Here is a 23,855-nt window from a genome sequence, read left to right as displayed (position 1 = left end):
TGGGCTAAACATCCATTTCGCTTCATCTTTCGTAAACAGCAACTTAACGTTTTAAAGGGCTTAGTGAGTGCAAGATAGGTTACATCCTAAACATTGGATTGAGATCCGCGATGAGGGTTTATATTGTAAACCCGCGCATTGCTTTATCGACCCTCATCATCCCGTTGAACGCGCCATCATTACTCATGGTCATGCAGACCACGCTCGGGCTGGCAATCATTGGGTGGTCGCTACCCAAGCCACATTAGATATCATGCACTTACGCTATGCGCCCAATGCATGGTCTGAAGCCATAGCCCTAAACTACGAACACCCCATTTCCATTGGCACTGACCCAAATGATCCTGTAACACTAACATTCAAACCGGCAGGGCATATTTTAGGTTCGGCACAGGCGGTGATCGACTACCGTGGCTATCGCCTAGTGATCTCGGGTGATTATAAACGAAGGGAAGATCCGACATGCCCCCCCTTTGCGGTCACGCCCTGTGATGTATTTATTACTGAAGCCACATTTGGCTTGCCCGTATTCACCCATCCACCCATTGAACACGAAATACAGAAGCTCTTAACATCATTAGCGCAATTTCCAGAACGTTGTCATCTTGTCGGTTCATACGCGCTGGGCAAATGCCAGCGCGTCATTCTGGCACTGCGTTCATTGGGTTATAGCAAGTCGATATATTTGCATGGCGCATTGGTGCGCATGTGTGAGCTCTACCAAAATCATGGTATTGAGTTGGGGCACATCGTTGCGGTAAATGATGTAGAAGACATTCGCTCGCTCGCAGGCGAAATCGTATTAGCACCGCCATCGGCATTGAATGATCGCTGGTCGAGAAAGTTGCCCAATGTTTTAACCGCTATGGCATCGGGCTGGATGCAGATAAGAGCTCGCAGTAAACAACGTAATGCCGAGCTTGCGTTGATTATTTCAGATCACTGCGATTGGCCTGAATTATTGCAAACCATTCAGGAAGTATCCCCTTCCGAAGTTTGGGTTACCCATGGACGTGAGGAAGCTTTGGTTTATCAGGCGCAGCAAATGGGTTATGCCGCAAAGGCGCTGTCATTAGTCGGTTTTGAAGAGGATGATGACGAATGAAGGCATTCTCAGAATTGTTGGAGAAGTTGTATTTTACCAACAGCCAAACCACTAAAGCGTCTCTCATCAAGCAGTACCTTGCAGATACACCGGACCCCGACCGCGGCTGGGCGATCGCCGCTATAGCTGGAACCTTGCGCTTTGACTTATTTAAGCGTGCCCTCACTAAACGCTTGATGCTTGAAAGAGTCGATGAAACATTATTTTCACTCTGTTATGACTATGTGGGTGAGTTGAGTGAAACGGTTGCGCACTTGTGGCCATCGAACGAAACAAATGTGACACAGCTTCCTACGCTTCATGAGGTCGTCAGTCATTTCAAGCAAGCGACAAAAGCCGAAGTTGAACGCTACCTTATTCAGTTATTAGATCAGATGACACCGGCTCAACGCTGGGCCTTGCTGAAACTGGGCACCCGAGGCATGCGAGTGGGCGTTTCTGCACGCTCGATCAAACGCATATTGGCAGACTATGGTGGTAAATCGCTAGCGGATATAGAAGCCCTGTGGCATGGCGTTGAGCCACCCTATACCGATCTTCTGTTATGGCTAGACGGCAAAGCTGATGTGCCGGATATTTCGAATAAAGTAACCTACCAACCCGTCATGTTGTCTCATCCGTTAGATGAAACCAAATTTGAACAACTCGGTAAGGCATACCTGAACCCCGAAGAGTGGCAGGTCGAATGGAAATATGACGGTATTCGTGTGCAATTAGTCAGCACCCCACACGGAAAGGCACTGTTTTCTCGCACCGGGGATGACATCAGTCATAGTTTTCCTGACCTACTCGACAGCGTCGATTTTCACGCCGTCTTTGATGGTGAGCTGCTGATTGTTGAAAACGGCCAAGTAGGGAGTTTCAACCAACTGCAACAACGTTTAAACAAGAAGAAACCGAGCAAGAAACTGTGCAGTGCGATGCCCGCTGGCATCATGCTATACGACGCACTGAGTATAGGATCTTTGTCTTTGATGGATTTGCCACTACAGCAAAGGCGTCTACAACTGGCAGATTGGTATCAACAAATGCAAAGCCCTCGGTTTTTACTCTCTGAGACCCTCCCTGCTAGTTCTATTCAGCAGCTTTGTGCGCTCCGAAAACAGGCCACTGATAATGCCCTCAATGCTATCGAAGGGATCATGCTCAAGCGCCATGACAGCCCCTATATTTCTGGTAGGCCAGCAAACCAATGGCTAAAATGGAAGCGCGATCCCTTTGTTGTGGATGCGATAATGATGTACGCCCAACGCGGTAGCGGTAAACGCTCTTCATATTATTCCGATTTTACTTTTGGCGTGTGGCAAGACGACACGATTGTCCCTATCGGAAAGGCCTATTCAGGATTTACCAACGATGAACTTAAACAACTCGATCGTTGGGTGCGTCAGCACACAGTAGGGCGCTTTGGCCCGGTAAAGGAAGTCGAAAAATCACTGGTACTGGAAGTTGCCTTCGATTCTGCGCATGACAGTAAGCGGCATAAATCTGGCGTTGCGTTGCGCTTTCCCCGGATCAGCCGCATACGCTGGGATAAGCCGGCGCACGAGGCTGATTCAGTTGAAAGCGTTAAACAGTTAATACGATAACGCAATGTTAAGCGGATGCGCTTTCACGCGTACTCACCTCTTCATACCAACGCAACAGAGAGGTGTACTCAGGATCAATGCGCACATTAACAACGCGGGCAAAATCTATCGCACACAGCGCCGTGATGTCGGCGATAGAGAACTCCTCACCGGCAATAAAGCGCGAATCAGCCAAACGTCGGTTGAGTAATTTCAAAAACTTGGAGGCATTGATTCCGGCCTCTTTGCCAAACTCTGGGACGGGCGTCATCCGATCTTTAAAGTAGCCGGTAGAATGTTGGAAGCACATCCCAACTTGCATAAACAATCCGAACTCTACTTGGCGCTGCCACTGCATAATGGTCGCCTTTTCAAGTGCTGTGCGGCCCATTAAGGATGGCTCAGGATGTAAGGTTTCAAAGTACGTACAAATCGCATCTGATTCACTGATACAAGTGCCATCATCCAGTTCCAAAACAGGGATTTTCCCCAACGGGTTTTTGGCCCGCATCTCGGGCGACAAATTTTCGCCTTTTTGCAAATCAACTTGTTTAGTTGGCACTTGAATGCCTTTCTCGGCTAAGAAAATACGCACTCTTCTGGGCGTTGGAGCAGTTTTAGTATCGTACAATAACATGGCAAGTCCTTATTCTTTTCTTACAGCCTAGCGCTGACTCAGCACAAATAGCAAATAGACCAAATCGTTGCATAACTATAGCGAATAATTATCCAACCTCCGCATTATCATTTCTTGAGCGAGCTAAATTAGCTAAAGCGATTGCCCCAGCCATTCAAGGGCGTATGATAACCGCTTCAAAAACAAGGATATTCGTCATGATAAGAGCATTATGTGTTGCCGTTGCACTGAGCACATCACTGGTTTATACCACCACGTCTAAAGCCGAAGAGCAAACCGTAGTGGTTAAACCACAATACAGTTACCAATATTCAGATTACTTAGCCGATCGCGTCACCGCAGCGACCGCGCAAGCCATAGCAGAAGATAAGCTGTTGCTTTTAGTACTCGGAGCCCAGTGGTGTCATGACAGCAGAAGTTTTTCACAACAATTATCCACGGAAAAGCTACACGCTATTGTTGAACAACATTACGTGCCGGTATTTGTAGATGTTGGCTATTATCGCGATGTGCGCTGGTTAACCAAGCAATACGATTACCCGTCATATTTCGCTACACCATCGGTCATGATCATAGATCCAGAATCCAATACCTTGTTGAACATGGAAAGTATGGCAATGTGGAACAGTGCTCACGATGTCAGCAATGAAACCTATCTAAACTATTTCTCACAGCCGGAGGCTTTTGAGAGTGCAAGCCCGATTAATCAAGGGCCAGCGTTTGATGCCATTAGAGAATTTTCACAAACACAATCAGATCGCCTGTTTGCAGGCTTTGCGTTAGTCGGTCCTCTATTGAAATTAGCCAAAGAAGATAAGTTGGATAATTTTGATGAGTTAGAGGCTGTTTCACTTGAAGTGTATGACTTCCGTATGCAGCTACAGCAAGATATCCATCAACTTTATCTGAGTGCTCAAAACGGTAGCAGCGCTGACGAACTCATCTTTCCTAGCTACGGCCCCTTTAGTTGGGAGTAATAAAAAAGCCCGGTATACAAACATGTATGCCGGGCTTTAGCATTTTAAGCCGTTAGCTTAGAAAACAACCTGCGCTGTTGCTGAACAGTTGCTTGATGCCTCTTCACAAACTTGATAGCTGTATACACCGCCACCTTTAACGTTTAAGTTGTCTGTGAAAGCACCGTCGTTTGCTGTTGTCGCAATCAACTGACCGTCACGGTATACATCAACGTTTGTTGTTGCTGCACCTGACCATGAAAGATCAACTACTTGACTACCTTTCACTTTGTAGCCAGACGCGCTTAAAGTGAAATCACCGCCTGGAGGTGGTGGTGGCGGAGGTGGCTCTGAGCCGCCACATGGGTTAGCCGTTAAGTAAGCATCAGCGTCAGCCGCTTGGACGATACCATAACCGAAGTAATCATCTTTACCCGCTGCACCAGAGTCCATTGCGGTCTGCTTAAGTACGTCACGAATCTCTTCGCCAGAACAATCTGGGTGATTAGACCAAACCAATGCTGCAATACCTGCAACAGTTGGTGTTGCCATCGATGTACCGCTTAAGTAACCGTAGTCACTCGCATTAATAGAAATGTCCATGCTTGACGCCGCAAGCAATGAAGCACGATCTTCTAACGCAGCTCCTACCGCAGGGATAGACGTATCATTCGTGTCACCCAACGTACCGTATAACATACCAGCTTCGTTATTGATGACTACCGCACCGATACCGCCAGACTGTTCACAGTTGTTCACTTTGTCATAGAAAGAAATCACACCACGGTCGATTACGCACACTTTGCCGTTTGCGTTTGCGTCTACCGATTCTGCTGTTCCCATGAAATAGGTCGCACCTGCAGCATTACCTGAGTTTTCCATTGCCGAAGAAGCATATGCCGCGCCGTCAGCTGTCAATGCTGAAGACGTTGCTAGACCCGCAGGGAAAGTAGATAGTGTATCGACACCACCCGCCGTAACTTCTACACAGATGGTTTCATCCGTTGAAGCGCGCTTGCCACGGCCTGAAGTACAGCTTGGGAATTGTGAGAATGTTGCGATGTCATTGTTTGCATCGTTTGCACCAATCATCATGACCGCTGGGTAACCCGCTGGGTAAGAACGTACTGAGTTACCATCGTTACCAGCAGCCGCTACAACCAAGCCACCCGCAGCGCGGAACGCTTCAAAAGCATTCTCTTCAGTGCTGTTAGCACCGCCGCCACCTAAGCTCATATTGATAATATTCGCGCCAGCTGCAGAACATAGCTGAGCAGCTTTCGCTAGGTCAGATGAATAGCCCCAACCTTCAGCGTTGAATACTTTAATGATGTGCATATCAACACCCGGCGCCATACCAATTACACCGTAGGTGTTGTCAGCTGCACCGATAGTACCCGCTACGTGAGTACCATGTTCGCCACCAGCTTCAAACCAGTTACCTGTACCTGAATCGTTATCGCCTGTAACGCGATCCCAAAGGAAATCTGGGTTAGACGAATCAAGACCTGAATCGATAACACACACTTTCATACCAGCATTTGCATCAAAGTTTACTTGGTCCGCTTGGGCTTGATAGTAACCATAAGGCGTGATTTGCTGCGCCATTGGGTCGCCCAAATCATCGCTAAACGCCATTGGGCTACGTTTTTGGTCTACTTCAACCAACTTAACGTGAGGGTTGTTTAAGACACCTTTAATTTCGTCTAAAGACTTGTTGGCGAATTCAACTGCGATAAAACCGTTACCTTCGACTTTCAACTCACCGCCAGCCTGACGTGCGAGATTTTTAACAATGCCTTTTCCTGGATTATCCACTTGGATGACAACTCGCTCACTGGCCTGAGCCGCTGTTGCCGATAACGCCAGCAAAGTTGCTGACACGAGTGGCTTTAACTTCATGTTTTTCATAGGGGGGATCCTAACTTCACTTCTTGTTGTTTACGAACAGACTACAGAATCGTCCTTATTCTTCCGTCCTACATCTATTTTTATTATTGTTTTTAATTCACTTTGTTTATAAAGCGACCACTGGACTCTACGCCTGCTGCGATGAAATGACAATATCTAAAGACGAACGACATGATAAATCGTTGAATAAAAACTCGGCATATTCATTTTTTTAACCATTTATTCATACACTTACGATATTGGATAATTTTTTCGAATATAATTCCGAATAAATCGCATTTTTACGAATAAAGAGTTTTTGTATCAGCGCTCAACAATATGTAAAGCAAGCGCCACAAAAAGCCGTATCGAATGAACGGCAGAAATAATTCAGATTACATAATTTCGCGTGTATCAAACCGAAACGGATAATTTCTGTTTAAATTGTTCTTTATAGCGGCGAGACAGCGGCAGTTGCTCTCCGCTGGTCATGGTGATAGTGCCATCACCGCTCGACTGATAGCTAATATGCGCCACGGCATTATGGCTAACCGCAATTGAGCGATGCACCCGCGTGAATTCACTGTCAAAACGCGACGCTATTTCTTTCATCGTGGTACGCAGTGGGTAGATCCGCCCTTTCACATGCAAATTAACGTAATTACCAGAAGACTCTAACCATTCAACATCTGATACTTTTACCAAGAATTCTTTGTCCAATTTCCTCACCAGTAAATGGCTGGGTAAACGGGAGCCACTGTCATCATTTGGCTCATCAATAAAATCAGCTTCTCCCTGAATGCGTTTATACAGCGCCATAAACATGTGATACATCAGGATCAGCACTAAATAGCCCCATACATCTTTGCGGTACTCATAAAAGAATTCGCGCACCCAATCACCAAAATCGTAATTCCCACCGGCTAACCAGTATGCGCCTTCTCTCATCAACACCATACCAACCACATGAAGCAGGGCGTAACACAAACTAATGCACACGTGGATCGCCACTTGTCGACCGGGGTTTGCAAAACGCAACGGGAATCGTTCCCATAAAATAAGAAGCAACGGGATCAGCATTATATTCGTCAACATGCTGCTGTATTCCCACACAAAGGGCTCCCACAGCGAGAGACTTGTGACGCCATCACGGGTCGCTTCCATCCACACCGAGCTGGCAGTGATCGAATTGTTGATGAAGATGTAAATGAAAAACAGCAGGACAAAAAAGCGCTTAGGTCTTTGCTTCGACACGCGTAGCAACCATCCGGTCCAGCCAGAATGGCCATCACGCTGAGCCACCGCTTGTCCCTCAGCACTCACCTCTTGGCTATTTTCGTGTTTATCCATGTCGTTATATACGCAATCTTGATTCCCTGATTACGTTAATTGAGATCATGCATGAAGACAACTACACAACGGCGAAATGACATTGATTGGCTGCGCACCTTGGCGTTTTTTATACTGATTGGCTATCACATTGGCATGTACTACGTACTGGATTGGGGCTGGCACATCAAAAGCCCACACCAATTTCAAGGCTTGCAAGATGTCATGATATTGACCAACCAGTGGCGTATGTCGTTACTGTTTTTCATATCGGCGATGGCCTTTGCGTTGTACGAGCAGCGCTATGGCAATAAAAATATATTGAAAATTAGAAGTAAGCGCTTACTAACACCATTACTCCTCGGCATGCTCATCATTGTGCCACCTCAGCAATATATTGAGCTTCAGCACACGCACGGCCTTACGGCGGGCTATTGGGATTATCTGCTTACCTACTATGGTTTTAGTACTGATATACCCGCAGATATTGCTAAGGACATCTCTCTGACTTGGAATCACCTCTGGTTTCTCCCCTATCTATTTTGCTACACGCTTATCCTTTTAGTCATAGGGCGCGGACTGCGTTGGTGTGCACAACTCGATGCCAAAGCCATTCCCGCATTTGCATTTACGTTGCTTCTGGTACTGGTCATGTCGGTCATCTGGCTTAGCATGCGCCGACACTTTCCGACCACACATGATCTCCTGAATGATTGGTACAGTCACGGCAAGTATTTTTGGGTCTTCGTCGTCGGTTATTTACTCGCCTACATGCCTAAGCTGTGGGATAGAGTCATTCAGCAGCGTTGGTGGTTTTTAGCGTTTGCTGTCGCAGGCTATTCGTTTTTAATCGCGGATAGACATGACGCATTTCCCACATTGGCATCACAATTTGAAGATTCCTTATGGGTACAGTCCATATACAGCTTTATCGTGACCCTAAACCATTGGTGCTGGATCTTAGCGGTGGTTGGGCTTGCTGGCGCCTACCTAAGGTTCAGCAATGTATTTCTACGCTATGCTAGCCAAGCCGTTTTACCTTGGTACATCATGCATCAAACACTGATTGTTGTTGCGGCTGCATTATTACAACCATTTAACTTACCTGTGATGCTGGATTTCATCTTGATCCTGAGTATCACGATTGGCGGATGCTATATCAGCTACGAGCTGGCTAAACGCACAGCGCTGACTCGAACTTTATTTGGCCTTAAATAAACAAGAAGCCACTATGGCTTCTTGTAAATCTGCGCATAATTAACCGATTGATTATGCGTTAGTTCCCAGTGCTTGGTGATGATATTCAGCTTCATGCCGGTACCAGACTCAAGCACCAACCCTTGTTGATTAACCATCGCCTCCAATTCACGTGGCTTAACAAAATAACGCCAGTCATGTGTACCAATAGGTAAGTAACGCATGACATATTCGGCCCCTACAATCGCAATGATGAAGCTTTTGAAAGTTCTGTTTAACGTAGCCAAAATAAGCATGCCACCAGGTTTAACTAGCTGGCAGCATTCTTGGATTAAACGCGCCTGATCAGGCACATGTTCAATCACTTCAGCATTAACCACCACATCAAACTGGCGACCCTCTTCAACCAAAGATGAACTCAATTGATGAGAGTACTCAATTGGCAGGCCACTGTGCTTGGCGTGCCTGCGCGCAACTTCAATGCTGACTGCACTGGCATCGATTCCAGTCACGTTTGCACCTAGACGGGCGAGCCCTTCAGATACTAATCCGCCGCCACAGCCAACATCCAGAACGCTGAGGTCCATTAAGCAATTTGCTGCTTTACTATCGCGTCCAAAATGTTCTGCAATACGCGGAATAAACCACGCTAAACGAGCTTGGTTAAATGCCAATGCAGTTTTGAACTTGCCTTGCGGATCCCACCATTCCTGCGCCATTTGATCAAACTTTGCGATCTCCTGCGGCGACAATGTCGTATTGGTATCAACTGGTTGAGTTAATTGACTCTTATCAAGCATGAAACTATTAACAATCAAATCGGTTTGTTTCATGATTATACGGTCAAATTGAAAGGAAGATTACTTAATGGCAAATGCGCGTAATGTTTTAGGTGGTCCATTGCATCTATGCTGCGGAAACACTGGCTACACTCGCGAAGGTTTCTGCTATGTGCCGGCAAGCGATGTTGGCAATCACAGTGTATGCGCCATCATGAACGATGATTTTCTCGCGTTTTCCAAAGCGCGCGGAAATGATTTGATAACCCCTCAACCACAATATGGTTTTCCTGGCCTAAAAGCAGGCGACCGCTGGTGTTTATGTGCCGCGCGCTGGTTAGAGGCTGAGAAAGCCGGCGTCGCACCCAAAGTACTGTTGGCTGCAGTTAATGAAGCTGCCCTTACGGTAATTCCCTTAACCTTACTTGAAAAGTACGCTGCATAGTCGCATGTAAGCTGTGTGCAACACAGCTTACAATTGATACGCGAAAATAAAGGCGCTATAGCCAATAAAAATAGTTAACTATCAGCATATGTCAGTTCACTGCCGTTATATTCGGCGTTAGCGTTATGCTTCCATTCACACAGGAGAAACACCATGTTTAGTCATATTATGTTAGGTGCAAACGATATAGAGGCATCTAAAGCGTTTTATGATGCGATTTTGGGTGAGCTAGGTATTAAACCTGGCGTCATTGATGAAAAAGGTCGCTGTTTTTACATGACCGAGAAGGGCGTATTAGCGCTTACCAAACCACTTAACGGTGAGCCTGCATGTCATGGCAACGGCATGACCATCGGGTTTGCGGCCACCACTCCAGAAGCGGTTGATGCTTGGCATGCAGCCGGTCTTAAAAACGGTGGAACAGACTGTGAAGATCCACCAGGAATGCGTGAAGGAGCGACGATGAAACTATACCTTGCGTACTTACGCGACCCCTCTGGCAATAAGGTCTGTGCATTGCATCGTCCAAAATAACGCGCTCTCTTGAGGTCTTTGCCTCAGTATGCCTGTATTTATTGAATTAGCCGAGCAACTTTCCCAAATGGGATTGCTCGGCTTATTTTTAACCGCATTACTAGCCGCCACGCTGCTACCGTTTGGTAGCGAAGCTGTGTTTGTGAGTTTATTGGTCAATGGGTTTGGCTATGCCAACGTTATAATTGTTGCGTCGATTGGCAATGTACTAGGCTCTGTGATCAATTACGGTATTGGCCTTTGGGCCAGTGATGCCGTTGCGCACAAGTGGTTACGGATGACAGATGCCGACCTTCAAAAGGCGCGCCATCGTTTCGATAAATACGGTTTGGTGGCGCTTTGCTTTGCATGGGTGCCGATTATCGGCGACCCCATCACCGTTGTAGCGGGCATGTTACGCATACGCTTTGGCTGGTTTGTTGTGTTAGTGGCCTTGGGGAAAACCACCCGCTATGCGGTTCTGGCTTATCTTACTTACGTTGCGGCATAACTGCGCGCAGCCTGATTCGCCACGCGCAAGGTACACGTATCAAGGATTGGGGTTTCTGATCACCATCAAGCGTATTTCAGTCATATCAGCAATGGCGTAGCGGATCCCTTCCCTACCCAATCCAGACTCTTTAACGCCACCATAGGGCATGTTATCCACACGCCAGCTCGGTACATCGCCAATCACGACACCACCAACATGCAATTCATCCCAAGCTTTTTGTGCTTTGTAAATATCACGAGTGAATACACCGGCTTGTAAACCAAACTGACTATCATTTACGCGCTCAAGCGCTTCATCGTAATCACTGAATGAACTGATGATAGACACTGGGCCAAAGGCTTCTTCCGCATTGACCTTAGACGCATGAGGCGCATTCTCCAAAACCGTGGCTTGCAGCATTGCTCCCTCACGCTTTCCGCCACACAACAAGGTAGCTCCACCGTCAACCGCTTCAGAGATCCAATCTTCCAAACGCTTGGCTTCAGATTCTGCAATCATGGGGCCGATAAAGGTGGTTTCATCCAAGGGGTCGCCGTGTACCAAGTTGGCAACTTTTTCGACATAGCGCTGTTTAAACGACTCGTAAATACTGTCATGTACTAATATACGTTGCACACTGATACAGCTTTGCCCTGATTGGTAATAGGCACCAAACACTATGCGCTCAATGGCATCGGTAAGGTCTGCATCTTCATCCACAATACATGCTGCATTGCCGCCCAACTCTAAAATAACCGGCTTTTTACCCGCTCTAGCTTTCAGATCCCAACCCACATCAGGAGAGCCCGTGAAACTGAGTAATTTGAAACGGTCATCCGTCGTGAATAAATCAGCACCGTCACGGGAACAAGGCAGAATTGAAAATGCGCCTTCAGGCAAGCTGGTTTCAGCCAGTACTTCTCCCATTATGATGGCGCCCAGTGGCGTACGAGACGCAGGCTTTAATACAAAAGTACAGCCCGCTGCTATCGCCGGAGCGACTTTGTGAGCCGCCAAATTGAGCGGAAAGTTAAACGGTGAAATAAAAGAACACGGGCCAATCGGCACGTGTTTATACATACCGGTGTAACCCTTTGCGCGTTCTGTAATTTCAAGGTTCATAACCTCCCCATTGATGCGCACAGATTCTTCCGCGGCAATACGAAACGTATCGATTAAGCGCGTGACTTCGCCACGCGCATCTTTGATCGGTTTGCCAGCTTCGATGCACAGCGCATAGGCAAGCTCTTCAAATCGTTCAGTGAAGCGTTTGATGCAATGCTCCAATACTTTTTGACGCTCATACGGACGCATAGCGGTCATGGCGGGCTGGGCTTGCTCAGCTGCCGCTATCGCTTGATCAATCACAGAAGCATCAGCCATTGCGACCGTTGTGGCGACCTCTCCGGTATATTTATTGGTGACTTTCAAGTCTTCATTAGCAAACACGGGTTTGCTGGCTAAGTAATAGGGATAGGCCGATTGTAGACTGGACATAATGACTCCTTATAATTCCCGGCTCAGTTCTTTAATTGTTTTATTCAAGGTTTGATCGTTTAGGCTGTAATCGACAGGTACATCAATTAAATGCACCGCAGGCTCACTCAAGCAGCGAGTCAGTAATGGGCCTAATTCATCAGAAGAAGATATACGCCAGCCTTTTCCACCATAGGCTTCAACGTATTTAACGAAGTCTGGATTGCCATAATCCAACCCGTAATTATCAAAGTTCATGTGGGCTTGTTTCCACTTGATCATGCCATAGGCATCGTCGCGTAATATCAGCACCACAATATGCAAATTCAGGCGCACAGCCGTTTCTAATTCCTGACTGTTCATCATAAAACCGCCATCGCCACATACGGTGATGACAGGTTTGTCTGGATGAACCATTTTAGCGGCCATAGCTGATGGCAGCCCTGCCCCCATCGTTGCCAGTGCGTTATCTAGCAATAGCGTATTCGGGAAATAGGCAGGGTAATTACGTGCAAACCATATTTTGTATACGCCATTGTCGAGCGTCACAATGCCATCTTTGGGCATGGCTTCACGGACAATTTTGACAAAGCGCTCAGGTAAAATAGGGAAGCGTTCATCTTTTTCACTGTCTTGTCGATGGCTCACATACGCGTCATGAACATCTCGGTAAAAGTCCAACTTCCAACTGCTCTGCGGCGCAATTCTCTCGTTGATTTGCCAAATGCTGTTGGCTATGTCACCCACCACCTCTAACTGTGGGAAATACACAGGGTCGACGGCGGCAGAGTCGAAGTTGATATGGATCACTTGCTTGCCATCTTCGTGCATAAAAAACGGAGGCTTTTCTACCACGTCATGGCCTACGTTAATGATGAGATCAGCACGGTTGATCACGCGGTGCACAAAGTCGCCATCGGACAAAGCGGTATTGCCCATGAAAAGAGGATCGGTTTCATCAATAACCCCTTTACCCATTTGCGTAGTAATGAACGGGATACCGGTCTTACTGACAAATTCACGCAACATTTTTGAGGTTAATTTACGGTTTGCGCCAGCGCCAATCATCAATACTGGTGAGGTCGCGGCTTCAATCATTTCTACCGCTCGATTGATCGCTTTATATTCAGCAATAGGACGTCTGGAAACGCTGGGCTTAATCAACGCCGCTTTGGTCGGCTCCGCTGCAATATCTTCTGGTAGCTCAATATGTACCGCACCAGGCCGTTCTTCATGCGCCAAACGGAATGCTTCGCGCACCACTGATGGAATGCGGTCACCACTGACAACTTGTGTAGTGTACTTGGTGATTGGGCGCATCATGTCGACCACATCGATCACTTGGAATCGCCCCTGCTTACTGGTTTTGATGGGCTTCTGACCGGTGATCATCAGCATCGGCATCGCACCGAGTTGAGCATAGGCCGCTGGCGTCACTAAATTGGTGGCACCCGGCCCAAGCGTAGATAAACACACTCCTACTTTGCCGGTAAGTCGACCATATGTGGCGGCCATAAAACCAGCGCCCTGTTCATGACGGGTTAAAATCAGTTTTATCGATGAGTGGCGCAAAGACTCAAGTAAATCGAGATTTTCTTCTCCCGGTATGCCAAATACATACTCTACGCCTTCGGCTTCAAGTGCTTTCACAAATAAATCGGATGCTTTCATCTGCCTACCCTGACTGAAAAGCCTGCCAATTTCATGTGACAGGCTTCATATGCTAAGTGCTATAAAACTAGCAGTTATTTGATCAAAACGAGCGTTTTTTATTGCTATTGCGCAATATAAATCGCGCTTATCCGCGTGATGATGTGGGATGAAAGCGCATCTAAAGAGTTCTTTAAGTGACAAGTGGCATAGACGTATAGTTCTTTCTATACTGATTACTTATCTATTCAGCAAACCAAAAGGGAATTTCGGAATGTTAAGGGCCATCGTTTTAATCTCGTTCGTTACTTTTCACTTCACCGCTACTGCTCAAGAAAAAACGATTGAATATTACTCTGCGCTACTCAATGATACGGCTGATAAGTGCAGCAATTCGAATTGCCAGACGGTATGCAGCAACGCTGCCAGTAGGGTTGCTAATCTTGATGACGTGTTTGGGAATGTGGACAAAATCATTGACGCACAAAAGAACTGTTACCTGGCAATGATGAGCAGCCCGAAAGATATGATGAACCCTCAAGCCGTGAAACTTATGTCAGAATCAACCGAACTACAGTTTCGACCTCCAACAGCTCCATCATCTCAATCTGCAAAACAGAAAAATAAGACATTCACCGAGGTAGATCTCAATTTTCTAGACGCAGATGGTGGCGTAAATATACGCAAGGTAAATGAGTTGTTCACTGTACTGCCAGAATATTGCGACATGTTGCATGCTAGTTCGAGAGAACTGTGTCAAAGAACCTGTGTTGAGGAGGCGAAAAAATTTTCCGATGATGTAGCTAGTTTCAGCGATGAAAATTCAGATGCTAGAATAGTTCGCAAATTAAAACATGGTTATTACTACAACGGCTGTAGTACTTATTTCGCAAATGATGGATTGACGCAGGGTCAAGAATTTGAAGTCTATGAATCATTGAAATCCGCATTGAACCATTTAAAGGATAGCTCTTGGCCGTCAAAGCCTAATTCTGAAGTCGTCGAACCACCACAAAGCGACATTGCTAAAGAGCCTGTCAGCCCACCTTCCGGAAGCTCTAAGACAGTTCCATTTTCTGGACAGGTCAATATAGATTTCGCACAAATGAAACGTGGGCGACAGCTTGACGCCCTTTTTAATGGTAACAGACAACAAAAAGGGGTTCTAAAAGGCGAGCTATATGCACATCTTGCAGGTTACATTCAAAGCGTATCAAGAAACTGTCCAGCATCCTTGCCTGAAAACAAAATTGAAATAAATACCCGTGCCGGGTGTGCAATTGAAACGACGACAAGCAATATGTACGGGTCATATACTCGATGCACCAGCTATCACAATGTGGGTACAGGTATATACGCCGATCCCCTGATTTACTGGGGATATGACATCGCTCTTGAACAAAAAGCCCGGCAGATGATGCTATCTGCTGCCAGTGGTACAGTCGACCTTGCTCTGAAAAGCACAGACATCAATGATGCCTATGAGGCCGACTATAAAAAACTAATAACTACATACGGCTGTGATTCAATGGTAATTGCCAAAGAAAAGCTAATGTCTTACATGAAACAAGCGCTGCCAAACTATGCGAATATTGTTTATTTAGATTCGATAAAAGACCCTCTGCAAAAACAGCAGGCTCTGCTAGATATTTTACGTGGCGGAGGTTAACTTAGGTTAAATGAGCAATATCAGTGGATAAATGTATCGGGAAGAAAAAAGCTTTCTTATTGCGTTGTAAGCTTTCTGGAATAACATGATTACAGTGATTGATGTGGCGTCTAATCTATTGATCGGAATGGCAAAGCTCACTAAAGATATTGGTGAACAAAATGAAGCTATCATGCCACAGATGGCTGAAAATATGTTGATATATGCAAGGCTCGCTCGTACCCTTAGTAAGGATCCTGAGAGTGATTTTGAAGGCGTTCCGGCAATTTCCGCTGCAATCTCATTGTTAAACGTAGCGGCTGACTTTTTGGATAATTTTGCAACGCAACAAACGCACTTACTCTCTACCCTAAATGAAAATGCAGATGTCTATCGCTCGGCAGCAAAGGCTCTAGAAGAAGATCCATACAAAATACTTTCTGAATCCGATGAAGAGCCATTCAAATCGGTTTAGTGCTTGACCATTTTTTTAGCTTTCTCAAACGGTGGCGTTGGTGAAAAGCCAAACAAGCCCGCAATCTTCTCTAAAAAAGTTGGGGGTTTTCTCCATATTAAACCGCTATTAATATCTTGAATTGACCATTCATCCAACTCACCGCTATCTTTACTGTTTATTTCTGATAAGGCTGGGCGAACATCTAATTCGAAATCTGTAATAACCACAAATACACGGCCTTTGCGTATGACTTCACTATTAGACACAAGATCAGGACGTTTAGATAAAGTCTCCAGTACTGATTGTGTGTAACGGCCAAACGGTTTAGACAAGTCCGCCTTTTTCACTGAACGAACATGCTGAGCCAGACTAAATATCTCTGTTATGTCTTTTTTACCTTCACATACGCCACAAATACCGACTTTACCATTCCTGCATTTATTACATTGAACGACCCCCTTGCCTCTGCATTCGCTACAACTGGAATTCATATGCGTGGTCCTTCCTGAATGTCCTGATGTGATGCTGTGACCAACACCTGAACATGCTGGGCAACTTCTATAGGTTCCACTTCCCTCAGCAGCATATACGTACTCGTATCCAGAACCATTACAGACACTACATGTTACCTTCTTGTTTTCGGATGCACCTACCGTATATGAAGCTTTATATTCAGCGGTCCCGTCGCAGGTCGGGCATGCTTTTTTGCCAGTACCACCACAACTATCACATCGACCTTTGCCCGCGCCATTGCAACTTGGACAGCGTTTATGCCGCACTTTAAGCTTCCTAAGCTTAGACATTACTCGTTTATAATCGCTGAGATAGAGGTGATCACTGAAGTAACGCGATGAAGCCAACTTATCATCTGCCCCTGAAACCGCTTCACGCTTCAAGAAATAACTAAACTCACCTTTGCCAATTTCTTCACCTTGGCGGCCAGGCAGCGTTTCAATTGTTTCATCTGTCTCAATTGAAACTGTCGACGTTATTCTTAAGATAATTCTGTAGGTTTGCATTTCGTTCACGTCATTGTCAGGCAATATTTAACGCCTTAGTCTATATGTGTATTTTTCCCGCACTTTCTGAATCCACATATACATACCTTAAATGCTTCGTCTTTATTAACATTACACCGCATCTAATGCGCCTATAAGATACTCATAGCTCAAAAGCAGACTGGCTACTAAAGTTTGCGGATTGCGTTCTGATTTCATTTTCATCAATAAGAATGGAAACATAATCTTCCGATGAATATTTAATTCTGAAATTAAATATTCCCTCCGAAATCGTTCCATTATTGCAGCGATCAAGCTGAGAAGCATCTTGCGACACGCACATCTCCTCAAGCATTGGGCCAATAACATTCGGCCATTTAAGACCAGGTTTCCGGAAATTTGGCGTACTCCACTGACCATTTCTTTGCAGTTCCAAACGCATCATTGCCCAATCGCCCGTGGAGGTTTTATTTACAACTTCACAATTACCTGATTTTATAGATTTATTCCTGATGTATTTTAATCTATTGGGTATGTTAGACAGCAAAGAAACGCGTATTTCCTCGTTACTTTCATTACAAACTGTTATAGCGCCAATTTCGTGATTTATCGAATTACTCCCCTTGTTTGGATCCTCTGCCTCAAGCTTATATAGACCTTCTTCAAAATCAGTAATAACTTTTCTGCTAATTAATCCACAACGATCAAAGTTGTCTTGTAAACGTATACAACCCAGTCCTTCGCTATTGAGCATCAACATCGCACTATTTTCAGCGGTCCCTTGGCTGATACCGACTTGATTAAAGGAACTGCTGGTTTTGAAGTCAGCTGTTACTCTATATACGTTTCCATCATTTCCTGTTGATGCGTTAAGGTTGTTGATACTGCCTTTGACATACCGATTAAACAGCCAACCAATTGAATGATCACTTATCACATCATCCATTAATGTCTTTATGTCCAATTCATGCGGTTTATAAGTAACTTGCTCAAAAGCGCGAGCCTCTGAAAGAGTTTTAAGTTTGTGATGTTGTTTAAGTTTATTCCCTACAACATATGCGTACAGGTTGTCTTCAAACAATTGTAAACTCGGAGCGTCGCAGGCCAGTCCAGAAAACAGTACGTTCATATCTTGTTCCATATTGGCAAAACTAACTAGAGACTCTGTTAAGGCCACATGCATTGGAGTGTTACCAATTTTTGCTCTACCCGATATACTTCTAAATACATCTTCAACTGAATTTGATTTAGGTGCCATCGCAGAGTTTCTTTTAACGGTGTTAAATGCCTCTAGCATTCTTGGCGTTGTAAAAATGCCTGTCCCACCAGATTCAGTGCGATTACAGTATGTGGGGCCTACTTGCACGCCATTGATTTTATATTCTCGATTTTCAACGCACATTTGGCTCTCTATCTGGATAGCGTTATCGGGTAGGTGGTCGTAACAGGTGTTTGAGTACTTCTTGATATAAGTTTCGACCATGCTTGTTAAAATTGGGCTTGCTTCTCCGCGCAAATCTACGCTTTCCTCATCTCCAAGGTATAGAGCTGCAAATTCGGACTTATGAAAAAGACCTTCTGTTGGGAAGCTTTCTATCGCAAGTGACGCAGTACTTGTTTTAGCGAGACCGCTTGAGCTCGATTTTTTATTTCCCTTTTCTTGAGTTGGCGCAATAGCTTCTCCCTGCTTTATGGCTTCTTGAAGTTGAATTAATGCTAGAAAGGACTCAGGTTGAACTTGTGCATTTTGAAAGAGACCAGTACAGTACATAGTGTCATCTGCAAGCTGCTCTCGAGTAAGTGGCCTTGGGTTAGCTAGCATTTCGTCGAACCGATTCGAAAATGCCCCAATTGCGTGCTTACACGTTCTAAGACAAACCGCTTCATTCACCGAATCCGAACATTGACTAACGAGATCTCTCATCAGATCTACAGCTTTATCCTTTGAAATAACATCTCCTTGCATATAGCGCTCAGAGAGGTCGTTAGAAAAAGCGGAAAAAGAAAGGAGCGAGTTAAATAGAAACAATGCAGAAACTAATAAAGTAGTTGAAGCCAACCCTGACTTGCCTGTGCTATGGAGCATAAGTATTCCCTTAAACAAATGACTTCCTAGTTACTTTAGAACATTCAGAAACTGATGTAAAAATTGTAAGGCGTTGTGACCCATAGAGCAGCAACCCATCGGCCGAGAATCCAAGAAAACTCCTTTCAGTTAAGAAAAGGGCCCGCTTCTTTAGAGTTAAGCGTCAAAATCTCCGATGTGTGCCTCAAGGCTATAATTATTTAGCCGCTTTCTAAGTTTCGTGCTTATTCTTAGTCTCGGTATTCGGTATACGAATATTTCGGCAAGACACTCTTCCCTAAGGGCAACGCTCCAGCACTAAAACAACTGCAAAGCCATGCGATCTGCAAACATTTCCAGTGCATGCAAACCTGCAGAGGAATTACCATACTTATTCAGTTTCGGTGACCACACCGCAATACTGAACTGATGAGGCACAAACGCAACAATAGCGCCTCCAACTCCCGACTTACCCGGCATACCGACACGATAGGCAAAATCGCCTGTTGCATCGTATAAGCCGCTAGTGAATAGCAACGAGTTAAGTTGGGAGTTTTGCTTGGCCGAAATGATGATCCCTTGGTCGTGGACTGAACGCCCTTTATTCGCCAGAAAACTGAACGCTTGCGCCAGTTCTTGTGTGTTCATTTCGATGGCGCATATGGAAAAATACGTCTTTAACACATCATCCACAGCGTTCTCGAAATTACCAAATGACTTCATTAGGTAAGCCATTGCTGCATTGCGATAACGGTGCTCATACTCACTGCGAGCCACTTCGTTATTGATAATCAATCGGGGATTGCCCGATAGCTCGCGTAGGGTCTCAAGCATATGATGCGTTGGCGCGGATAAACGTGAGTAAAGCGCATCGCAGGTAACAATTGCGCCCGCATTAATAAACGGATTGCGCGGCACACCTTGCTCAAATTCCAACTGCGTTAGCGAATTAAACGCAGTGCCGGACGGCTCTTTGCCGACTCGCTGCCACAAATCATCACCGTATCGCTGTAGCGCCAGTGTTAACGTCATGATTTTGGAGATCGACTGAATGGTAAAACGATGGCCGATATCACCCACGGCATAATGATTGCCGGCCATGTCACATACGGCCATGGCGAATCCATCACTTGGCGCCGTAGACAATGCCGGAATGTAATTGGCTACAGCACCTTCATAGGCAGCGATGTTGGCTTTAATATCGTCGTGTATTGAGATTAAGACATCTTGTATTGACATGAATGTAAGTACTTACTTCTCAAGCTCTGCCATTTTCTTTTCCCACTCAGCTAACTTCTTAGCAGTGTGGCTGTCTACATCCTTTTTATGAGTCTCTATCCACCAACGTTCTAATAGCTGTACGTTTTTGCGGTTAGCTTTGTAGAAAATGTCAGCAATGTCACCCACGATAGGAATGAAGCCTAGGCCAAAATCAACCAGCACATTGCGCATCATTTTGGATTGAATATGCTCCGGTACGCCAAGCTTTCGGCCTAAATGAACAATGCGCAACGCAGCTAACACCATAGTCGCGTCACCGATACCGGGAATAAGACCAATCAAAAAGTCTAAACCGACAGGCACGCCAATGACCGGAATTTTAACCGCCGTATCAAGCAGATTAGCAATATCCTGCGCTTTTCTGAGCTCTTTGGGTGCGAGTAAGTCCTCTGGCTGTCCGTCGCGTTGGACCATATCTTTTTGCTCCATGACTATTGCTCTGCTCCTAATTGCTTTGCCAATGTTTCGCGCTGCGCATAATCATCACCTACAGACCAGTTGGCTAAATTTCGTTGAATAATCGAAAACAATACGTCGATATGTGCAGGATCACTGTTGAGGGCGGCGATATATTCATAACGCTCCCCGCCAGCTTCGATGAAATAGTCTCTATTCTCGATGCCAATTTCTTCAATTGTTTCCAGACAATCAGCTGAAAAACCGGGGCACACTACTTGAACCGACTTAACTCCTTCGGACGGTAGTGCTTGAAGAGTATGGTCGGTATACGGTTTTAACCACTCTTCTCGACCAAATCGCGATTGGAACGTTGTCATGTAGTCGTCTTTGTTCAGGCCTAACTTCTCTGCTATCAGTCGCGACGTTTTATAACACTCACAATGGTACGGATCGCCGTTTAGCAAATAACGCTTGGGAATGCCGTGATAGGAGAATATAAGCTTGTCTGCGCGCGGGTGCGTTTGCCAATGCGTTTTAATTTTTTCAGCCAATGCATCGATGTAACGTTCATCATCATGATAATGACTCACAAAGCGGAAATCTGGCATCCAGCGAGTACGCTGGAAATACTGACTGATGGCATCAAACGTAGAGCCCGTTGTGGATGCACAGTACTGTGGATACAAAGGCAATACCAACAATTTACGAACACCTTGCTGCTGCATGCGTTCGATAGTGCCAGCAATCGACGGTTGTCCATAGCGCATGGCAAAATCAACAATGACATCTTCACCAAAGGCTGCTTTACATTTTTCGCTTAGCGCCTGAGCTTGATCTTCAGTGTGCATCATTAACGGTGAACCACGTTCGGTCCATACCGTACTGTAGGCATGGGCAGACCGTTTAGGACGAATATTCAAAATGATACCGTTTAGCACAAACCACCAAATCAAACGTGGCACTTCTACGACGCGGGGATCAGACAGAAATTCCTTTAAGTAAGGTTTAAGTGCTTGCTTAGTAGGTGCCTCGGGCGTACCTAAATTCGTTAGCAAGACACCAATTTTATCTGATTGGCGGTGTGTAAATCCGGTATTTGATTGATACTTCATAATGTCTTATCTAGTAAAAAGGGTTAACCACAATACGCAGCTAACCCTCATTTAGACCTAAATTGCCTAGCAACTCAATGTGAAATTGTTAGGGATTGTAATAGGTAGCCGCTCCCGGCCCTACAGGCATACCAAACAGGAATACCCAAATATAGAATAACAAGGTCCAACCCACGATAAATACCATGGAGTAAGGCAGCATCGTAGCTATCAGCGTCCCCATGCCTAAATCTTTCTTGTAACGCGCAGCTATCGCCAAGATCAGACCAAAATAACTCATCATCGGAGAAATCACGTTAGTAACAGAATCGCCGATACGGTAGGCCGCTTGAATAACCTCTGGGGCAAAACCTATCAACATAAGCATGGGTACGAAAATTGGTGCCGTAACCGCCCATTGCGCCGACGCACTGCCAAGTGACAAGTTCACGATGCCACACATAATGATGAACAATATAAATACTTCAGGCCCATCAAGACCTAGCGTTTGCAGTAAGGTTGCGCCCTTAACCGCCAATACAGTACCCAAGTTAGTCCACTTGAAGAATGCAACGAATTGCGCGGCAAAAAAGACTAGCGTGATATACAAACCCATTGAACCCATGCTCTTGGACATCGCATTGATCACATCTCGGTCATTTTTCATGGTGCCCGCCACGCGACCATAGACAAAACCCGGTACGGCAAACGTAATGAATATAAATGCCACTATGCCTTTAAGGAACGGAGAACCGGCTACAGCGCCCGTTTCTGGATGACGCAAAATGCCGTTCTCAGGCACGATGGTAAATGCTAATAGGGCACACAGCGCAACGAAAGAAACACCCGCCCAACGCAGAGCTTTGCGTTCCTGCGCGGTTGGCGCGTCCATTTTCTGTTCACCCAGATCAATCGACGCTTCTGAAGGATCATACTTGCCCAACCTTGGTTCAACGATCTTTTCGGTAACAAACGCGCCCATAAATGCCACAGCAAATGTGCTGATAAACATAAAGTACCAGTTCACTTCAGGACCAACGACGTACTGGGGATCTAGCATGTGCGATGCAGCTTCGGTAATACCTGACAGCAACGGATCAACTGTACCCAATAGCAAGTTGGCACTATAACCACCCGATACACCCGCAAATGCAGCTGCCAACCCAGCTAATGGATGTCGTCCAAGCGAATGGAATATCATCGCCGCCAGAGGGATAAGGACAACGTAACCCAACTCTGATGCAGTATTAGAAATAATACCGGCAAATACCACAGTGACCGTTACCGCGCGCTTTGAGGCATTCATGACCAATGCACGCATTGCAGTAGACAGCAAGCCAGAATGCTCAGCTACCGATACGCCCAGCAACGCAACCAATACCGTGCCTAAAGGCGCAAAACCTGTAAAATTAGTCACTAAGTTAGTAACAATACGCTGTAAACCTTCAGCGTTTAGTAGTGAGATGACTTCAATGATGCCATCTGGATCCCGTCCCACAGCGTCCAAGGGACGTGGGTCGGCAACGCCGTAATCAAAAAAGCCTAAAAGTCCGCTCAACAACACTATCGAAAATGCGAGTATTGCAAATAACGTGATGGGGTGCGGAAGTAAGTTTCCTAACCACTCAACAGTGGCCAAAAAGCGATTAAACCAACCACCCGATTTCGCAGGTGTTGATTGAGAAAGATCTTGAGAAGTCAAACGCTATCCTCTATCTGTCGACTTGAACCGATGTAGGTGTCGGTTGCAGATTTATAATAATTATTCGATTTTGGCCACAGTTTACCTAATTTACGCGAAGATGTGCAGAGTTAAAGCATATTCCAACGCGTTGCACCGGTAAGTCATGGTATCGCTGCCCATGTAAGCAGGGTGAA

21 protein-coding genes are annotated in these 23,855 nt (G+C 45.6%); 9 read left to right on the top strand and 12 right to left on the bottom strand.

Features of this window, described 5'->3' with window-relative positions; all coding sequences use genetic code 11:
* Window positions 1-67: 67 nt before the first annotated feature.
* A complete protein-coding gene (locus CSH93_RS12640) occupies window positions 68-1,105 on the top strand; it encodes a ligase-associated DNA damage response exonuclease (RefSeq protein WP_100643624.1) in 1,038 nt (345 codons plus the stop codon).
* Window positions 1,102-2,694, top strand: a complete 1,593-nt coding sequence (locus tag CSH93_RS12635; protein ID WP_100643623.1) for a cisplatin damage response ATP-dependent DNA ligase — start codon at window positions 1,102-1,104, stop codon at window positions 2,692-2,694. Before CSH93_RS12640 ends, CSH93_RS12635 begins: the two co-directional genes overlap by 4 nt.
* A gap of 7 nt (window positions 2,695-2,701) precedes the next feature.
* On the opposite strand, the gene CSH93_RS12630 is transcribed toward CSH93_RS12635, so the two are convergent.
* Entirely contained in the window at window positions 2,702-3,310 is a 609-nt protein-coding gene (locus tag CSH93_RS12630; protein WP_100643622.1) for a glutathione S-transferase family protein, read from the bottom strand.
* A 197-nt stretch (window positions 3,311-3,507) separates the two neighbouring features.
* Here CSH93_RS12630 and CSH93_RS12625 point away from each other — a divergent pair, with 197 nt between their 5' ends.
* Window positions 3,508-4,287 (top strand): thioredoxin family protein, encoded by a 780-nt coding sequence (locus CSH93_RS12625; protein ID WP_100643621.1) that lies wholly within the window; start codon window positions 3,508-3,510, stop codon window positions 4,285-4,287.
* A gap of 57 nt (window positions 4,288-4,344) precedes the next feature.
* Here the strand turns inward: CSH93_RS12625 and CSH93_RS12620 are convergent, their stop codons facing one another.
* Together CSH93_RS12620 and CSH93_RS12615 are read right to left on the bottom strand one after the other, a co-directional pair.
* The gene (locus CSH93_RS12620; protein WP_100643997.1) at window positions 4,345-6,168 is read right to left on the bottom strand and encodes a S8 family serine peptidase; all 1,824 of its coding nucleotides are present in this window, start codon (window positions 6,166-6,168) and stop codon (window positions 4,345-4,347) included.
* A 402-nt stretch (window positions 6,169-6,570) separates the two neighbouring features.
* The gene (locus CSH93_RS12615) at window positions 6,571-7,506 is read right to left on the bottom strand and encodes a LytR/AlgR family response regulator transcription factor (protein WP_100643620.1); all 936 of its coding nucleotides are present in this window, start codon (window positions 7,504-7,506) and stop codon (window positions 6,571-6,573) included.
* Between the two features lie 51 nt (window positions 7,507-7,557).
* Between CSH93_RS12615 and CSH93_RS12610 the strand changes: the two genes are divergently transcribed.
* Complete coding sequence (locus tag CSH93_RS12610; RefSeq protein WP_100643619.1) at window positions 7,558-8,703, top strand: acyltransferase family protein; 1,146 nt, start codon at window positions 7,558-7,560, stop codon at window positions 8,701-8,703.
* Between the two features lie 11 nt (window positions 8,704-8,714).
* Here the strand turns inward: CSH93_RS12610 and ubiG are convergent, their stop codons facing one another.
* Window positions 8,715-9,482: a bifunctional 2-polyprenyl-6-hydroxyphenol methylase/3-demethylubiquinol 3-O-methyltransferase UbiG gene (gene ubiG, locus CSH93_RS12605; protein WP_100643996.1), complete on the bottom strand. Its 768-nt coding sequence runs from the start codon at window positions 9,480-9,482 to the stop codon at window positions 8,715-8,717.
* A 67-nt stretch (window positions 9,483-9,549) separates the two neighbouring features.
* Between ubiG and CSH93_RS12600 the strand changes: the two genes are divergently transcribed.
* From CSH93_RS12600 to CSH93_RS12590, 3 genes are all read left to right on the top strand, one after another.
* Window positions 9,550-9,906 carry a DUF2237 family protein gene (locus CSH93_RS12600; RefSeq protein WP_100643618.1) on the top strand — a complete coding sequence of 119 codons (357 nt, stop codon included), beginning with the start codon at window positions 9,550-9,552 and terminating at the stop codon, window positions 9,904-9,906.
* A gap of 153 nt (window positions 9,907-10,059) precedes the next feature.
* Complete coding sequence (locus CSH93_RS12595; protein ID WP_100643617.1) at window positions 10,060-10,440, top strand: VOC family protein; 381 nt, start codon at window positions 10,060-10,062, stop codon at window positions 10,438-10,440.
* 28 nt (window positions 10,441-10,468) lie between these two features.
* Window positions 10,469-10,930 carry a YqaA family protein gene (locus CSH93_RS12590; RefSeq protein ID WP_100643616.1) on the top strand — a complete coding sequence of 154 codons (462 nt, stop codon included), beginning with the start codon at window positions 10,469-10,471 and terminating at the stop codon, window positions 10,928-10,930.
* Window positions 10,931-10,969: 39 nt separating this feature from the next.
* Here CSH93_RS12590 and CSH93_RS12585 read toward each other — a convergent pair whose 3' ends face one another.
* Window positions 10,970-12,409, bottom strand: coding sequence for an aldehyde dehydrogenase family protein (locus CSH93_RS12585; RefSeq protein WP_100643615.1), 1,440 nt, complete (start codon window positions 12,407-12,409; stop codon window positions 10,970-10,972).
* Between the two features lie 9 nt (window positions 12,410-12,418).
* On the bottom strand, window positions 12,419-14,059 hold the full coding sequence (locus CSH93_RS12580; RefSeq protein WP_100643614.1) for an acetolactate synthase large subunit: 1,641 nt from the start codon (window positions 14,057-14,059) through the stop codon (window positions 12,419-12,421).
* Window positions 14,060-14,312: 253 nt separating this feature from the next.
* Here CSH93_RS12580 and CSH93_RS12575 point away from each other — a divergent pair, with 253 nt between their 5' ends.
* Both CSH93_RS12575 and CSH93_RS12570 read left to right on the top strand, forming a co-directional pair.
* On the top strand, window positions 14,313-15,707 hold the full coding sequence (locus tag CSH93_RS12575) for a hypothetical protein (protein WP_100643613.1): 1,395 nt from the start codon (window positions 14,313-14,315) through the stop codon (window positions 15,705-15,707).
* 85 nt (window positions 15,708-15,792) lie between these two features.
* Window positions 15,793-16,161: a hypothetical protein gene (locus CSH93_RS12570; protein ID WP_100643612.1), complete on the top strand. Its 369-nt coding sequence runs from the start codon at window positions 15,793-15,795 to the stop codon at window positions 16,159-16,161.
* Here CSH93_RS12570 and CSH93_RS12565 read toward each other — a convergent pair.
* The 6 genes from CSH93_RS12565 to CSH93_RS12540 all read right to left on the bottom strand — a co-directional run bounded on the left by CSH93_RS12565 (window position 16,158) and on the right by CSH93_RS12540 (window position 23,679).
* Complete coding sequence (locus CSH93_RS12565) at window positions 16,158-17,186, bottom strand: hypothetical protein (RefSeq protein WP_100643611.1); 1,029 nt, start codon at window positions 17,184-17,186, stop codon at window positions 16,158-16,160. The genes CSH93_RS12570 and CSH93_RS12565 overlap by 4 nt on opposite strands.
* A gap of 118 nt (window positions 17,187-17,304) precedes the next feature.
* The gene (locus CSH93_RS12560; RefSeq protein ID WP_100643610.1) at window positions 17,305-19,227 is read right to left on the bottom strand and encodes a hypothetical protein; all 1,923 of its coding nucleotides are present in this window, start codon (window positions 19,225-19,227) and stop codon (window positions 17,305-17,307) included.
* A 297-nt stretch (window positions 19,228-19,524) separates the two neighbouring features.
* Window positions 19,525-20,445 (bottom strand): glutaminase B, encoded by a 921-nt coding sequence (gene glsB, locus CSH93_RS12555; protein WP_100643609.1) that lies wholly within the window; start codon window positions 20,443-20,445, stop codon window positions 19,525-19,527.
* 12 nt (window positions 20,446-20,457) lie between these two features.
* Window positions 20,458-20,916 carry a DUF4112 domain-containing protein gene (locus CSH93_RS12550; protein ID WP_240615597.1) on the bottom strand — a complete coding sequence of 153 codons (459 nt, stop codon included), beginning with the start codon at window positions 20,914-20,916 and terminating at the stop codon, window positions 20,458-20,460.
* Between the two features lie 2 nt (window positions 20,917-20,918).
* Window positions 20,919-21,998, bottom strand: coding sequence for a ferrochelatase (gene hemH, locus CSH93_RS12545; RefSeq protein ID WP_100643608.1), 1,080 nt, complete (start codon window positions 21,996-21,998; stop codon window positions 20,919-20,921).
* A gap of 88 nt (window positions 21,999-22,086) precedes the next feature.
* Window positions 22,087-23,679 (bottom strand): AbgT family transporter, encoded by a 1,593-nt coding sequence (locus CSH93_RS12540; RefSeq protein WP_100643607.1) that lies wholly within the window; start codon window positions 23,677-23,679, stop codon window positions 22,087-22,089.
* Window positions 23,680-23,855: the final 176 nt, after the last annotated feature.

The organism is Neoalteromonas facilis (genome assembly GCF_002807665.1).
Taxonomy (GTDB): Bacteria; Pseudomonadota; Gammaproteobacteria; order Enterobacterales; family Alteromonadaceae; genus Alteromonas_E; species Alteromonas_E facilis.
The sequence above is the reverse complement of the archived record's forward strand: the minus strand, read 5'-3'. Positions and strand labels throughout refer to the sequence as shown.

Bases quoted from the DNA above. Each gene is read 5' to 3' on its own strand.
- CSH93_RS12635 (WP_100643623.1), top strand. From the start codon at position 1,102: ATGAAGGCATTCTCAGAATTGTTGGAGAAGTTGTATTTTACCAACAGC.
- CSH93_RS12630 (WP_100643622.1), bottom strand. From the start codon at position 3,310: ATGTTATTGTACGATACTAAAACTGCTCCAACGCCCAGAAGAGTGCGT.
- CSH93_RS12625 (WP_100643621.1), top strand. From the start codon at position 3,508: ATGATAAGAGCATTATGTGTTGCCGTTGCACTGAGCACATCACTGGTT.
- CSH93_RS12620 (WP_100643997.1), bottom strand. From the start codon at position 6,168: ATGAAGTTAAAGCCACTCGTGTCAGCAACTTTGCTGGCGTTATCGGCA.
- CSH93_RS12615 (WP_100643620.1), bottom strand. From the start codon at position 7,506: ATGGATAAACACGAAAATAGCCAAGAGGTGAGTGCTGAGGGACAAGCG.
- CSH93_RS12610 (WP_100643619.1), top strand. From the start codon at position 7,558: ATGAAGACAACTACACAACGGCGAAATGACATTGATTGGCTGCGCACC.
- ubiG (WP_100643996.1), bottom strand. From the start codon at position 9,482: ATGCTTGATAAGAGTCAATTAACTCAACCAGTTGATACCAATACGACA.
- CSH93_RS12600 (WP_100643618.1), top strand. From the start codon at position 9,550: ATGGCAAATGCGCGTAATGTTTTAGGTGGTCCATTGCATCTATGCTGC.
- CSH93_RS12595 (WP_100643617.1), top strand. From the start codon at position 10,060: ATGTTTAGTCATATTATGTTAGGTGCAAACGATATAGAGGCATCTAAA.
- CSH93_RS12590 (WP_100643616.1), top strand. From the start codon at position 10,469: ATGCCTGTATTTATTGAATTAGCCGAGCAACTTTCCCAAATGGGATTG.
- CSH93_RS12585 (WP_100643615.1), bottom strand. From the start codon at position 12,409: ATGTCCAGTCTACAATCGGCCTATCCCTATTACTTAGCCAGCAAACCC.
- CSH93_RS12580 (WP_100643614.1), bottom strand. From the start codon at position 14,059: ATGAAAGCATCCGATTTATTTGTGAAAGCACTTGAAGCCGAAGGCGTA.
- CSH93_RS12575 (WP_100643613.1), top strand. From the start codon at position 14,313: ATGTTAAGGGCCATCGTTTTAATCTCGTTCGTTACTTTTCACTTCACC.
- CSH93_RS12570 (WP_100643612.1), top strand. From the start codon at position 15,793: ATGATTACAGTGATTGATGTGGCGTCTAATCTATTGATCGGAATGGCA.
- CSH93_RS12560 (WP_100643610.1), bottom strand. From the start codon at position 19,227: ATGCTCCATAGCACAGGCAAGTCAGGGTTGGCTTCAACTACTTTATTA.
- glsB (WP_100643609.1), bottom strand. From the start codon at position 20,445: ATGTCAATACAAGATGTCTTAATCTCAATACACGACGATATTAAAGCC.
- CSH93_RS12550 (WP_240615597.1), bottom strand. From the start codon at position 20,916: ATGGAGCAAAAAGATATGGTCCAACGCGACGGACAGCCAGAGGACTTA.
- hemH (WP_100643608.1), bottom strand. From the start codon at position 21,998: ATGAAGTATCAATCAAATACCGGATTTACACACCGCCAATCAGATAAA.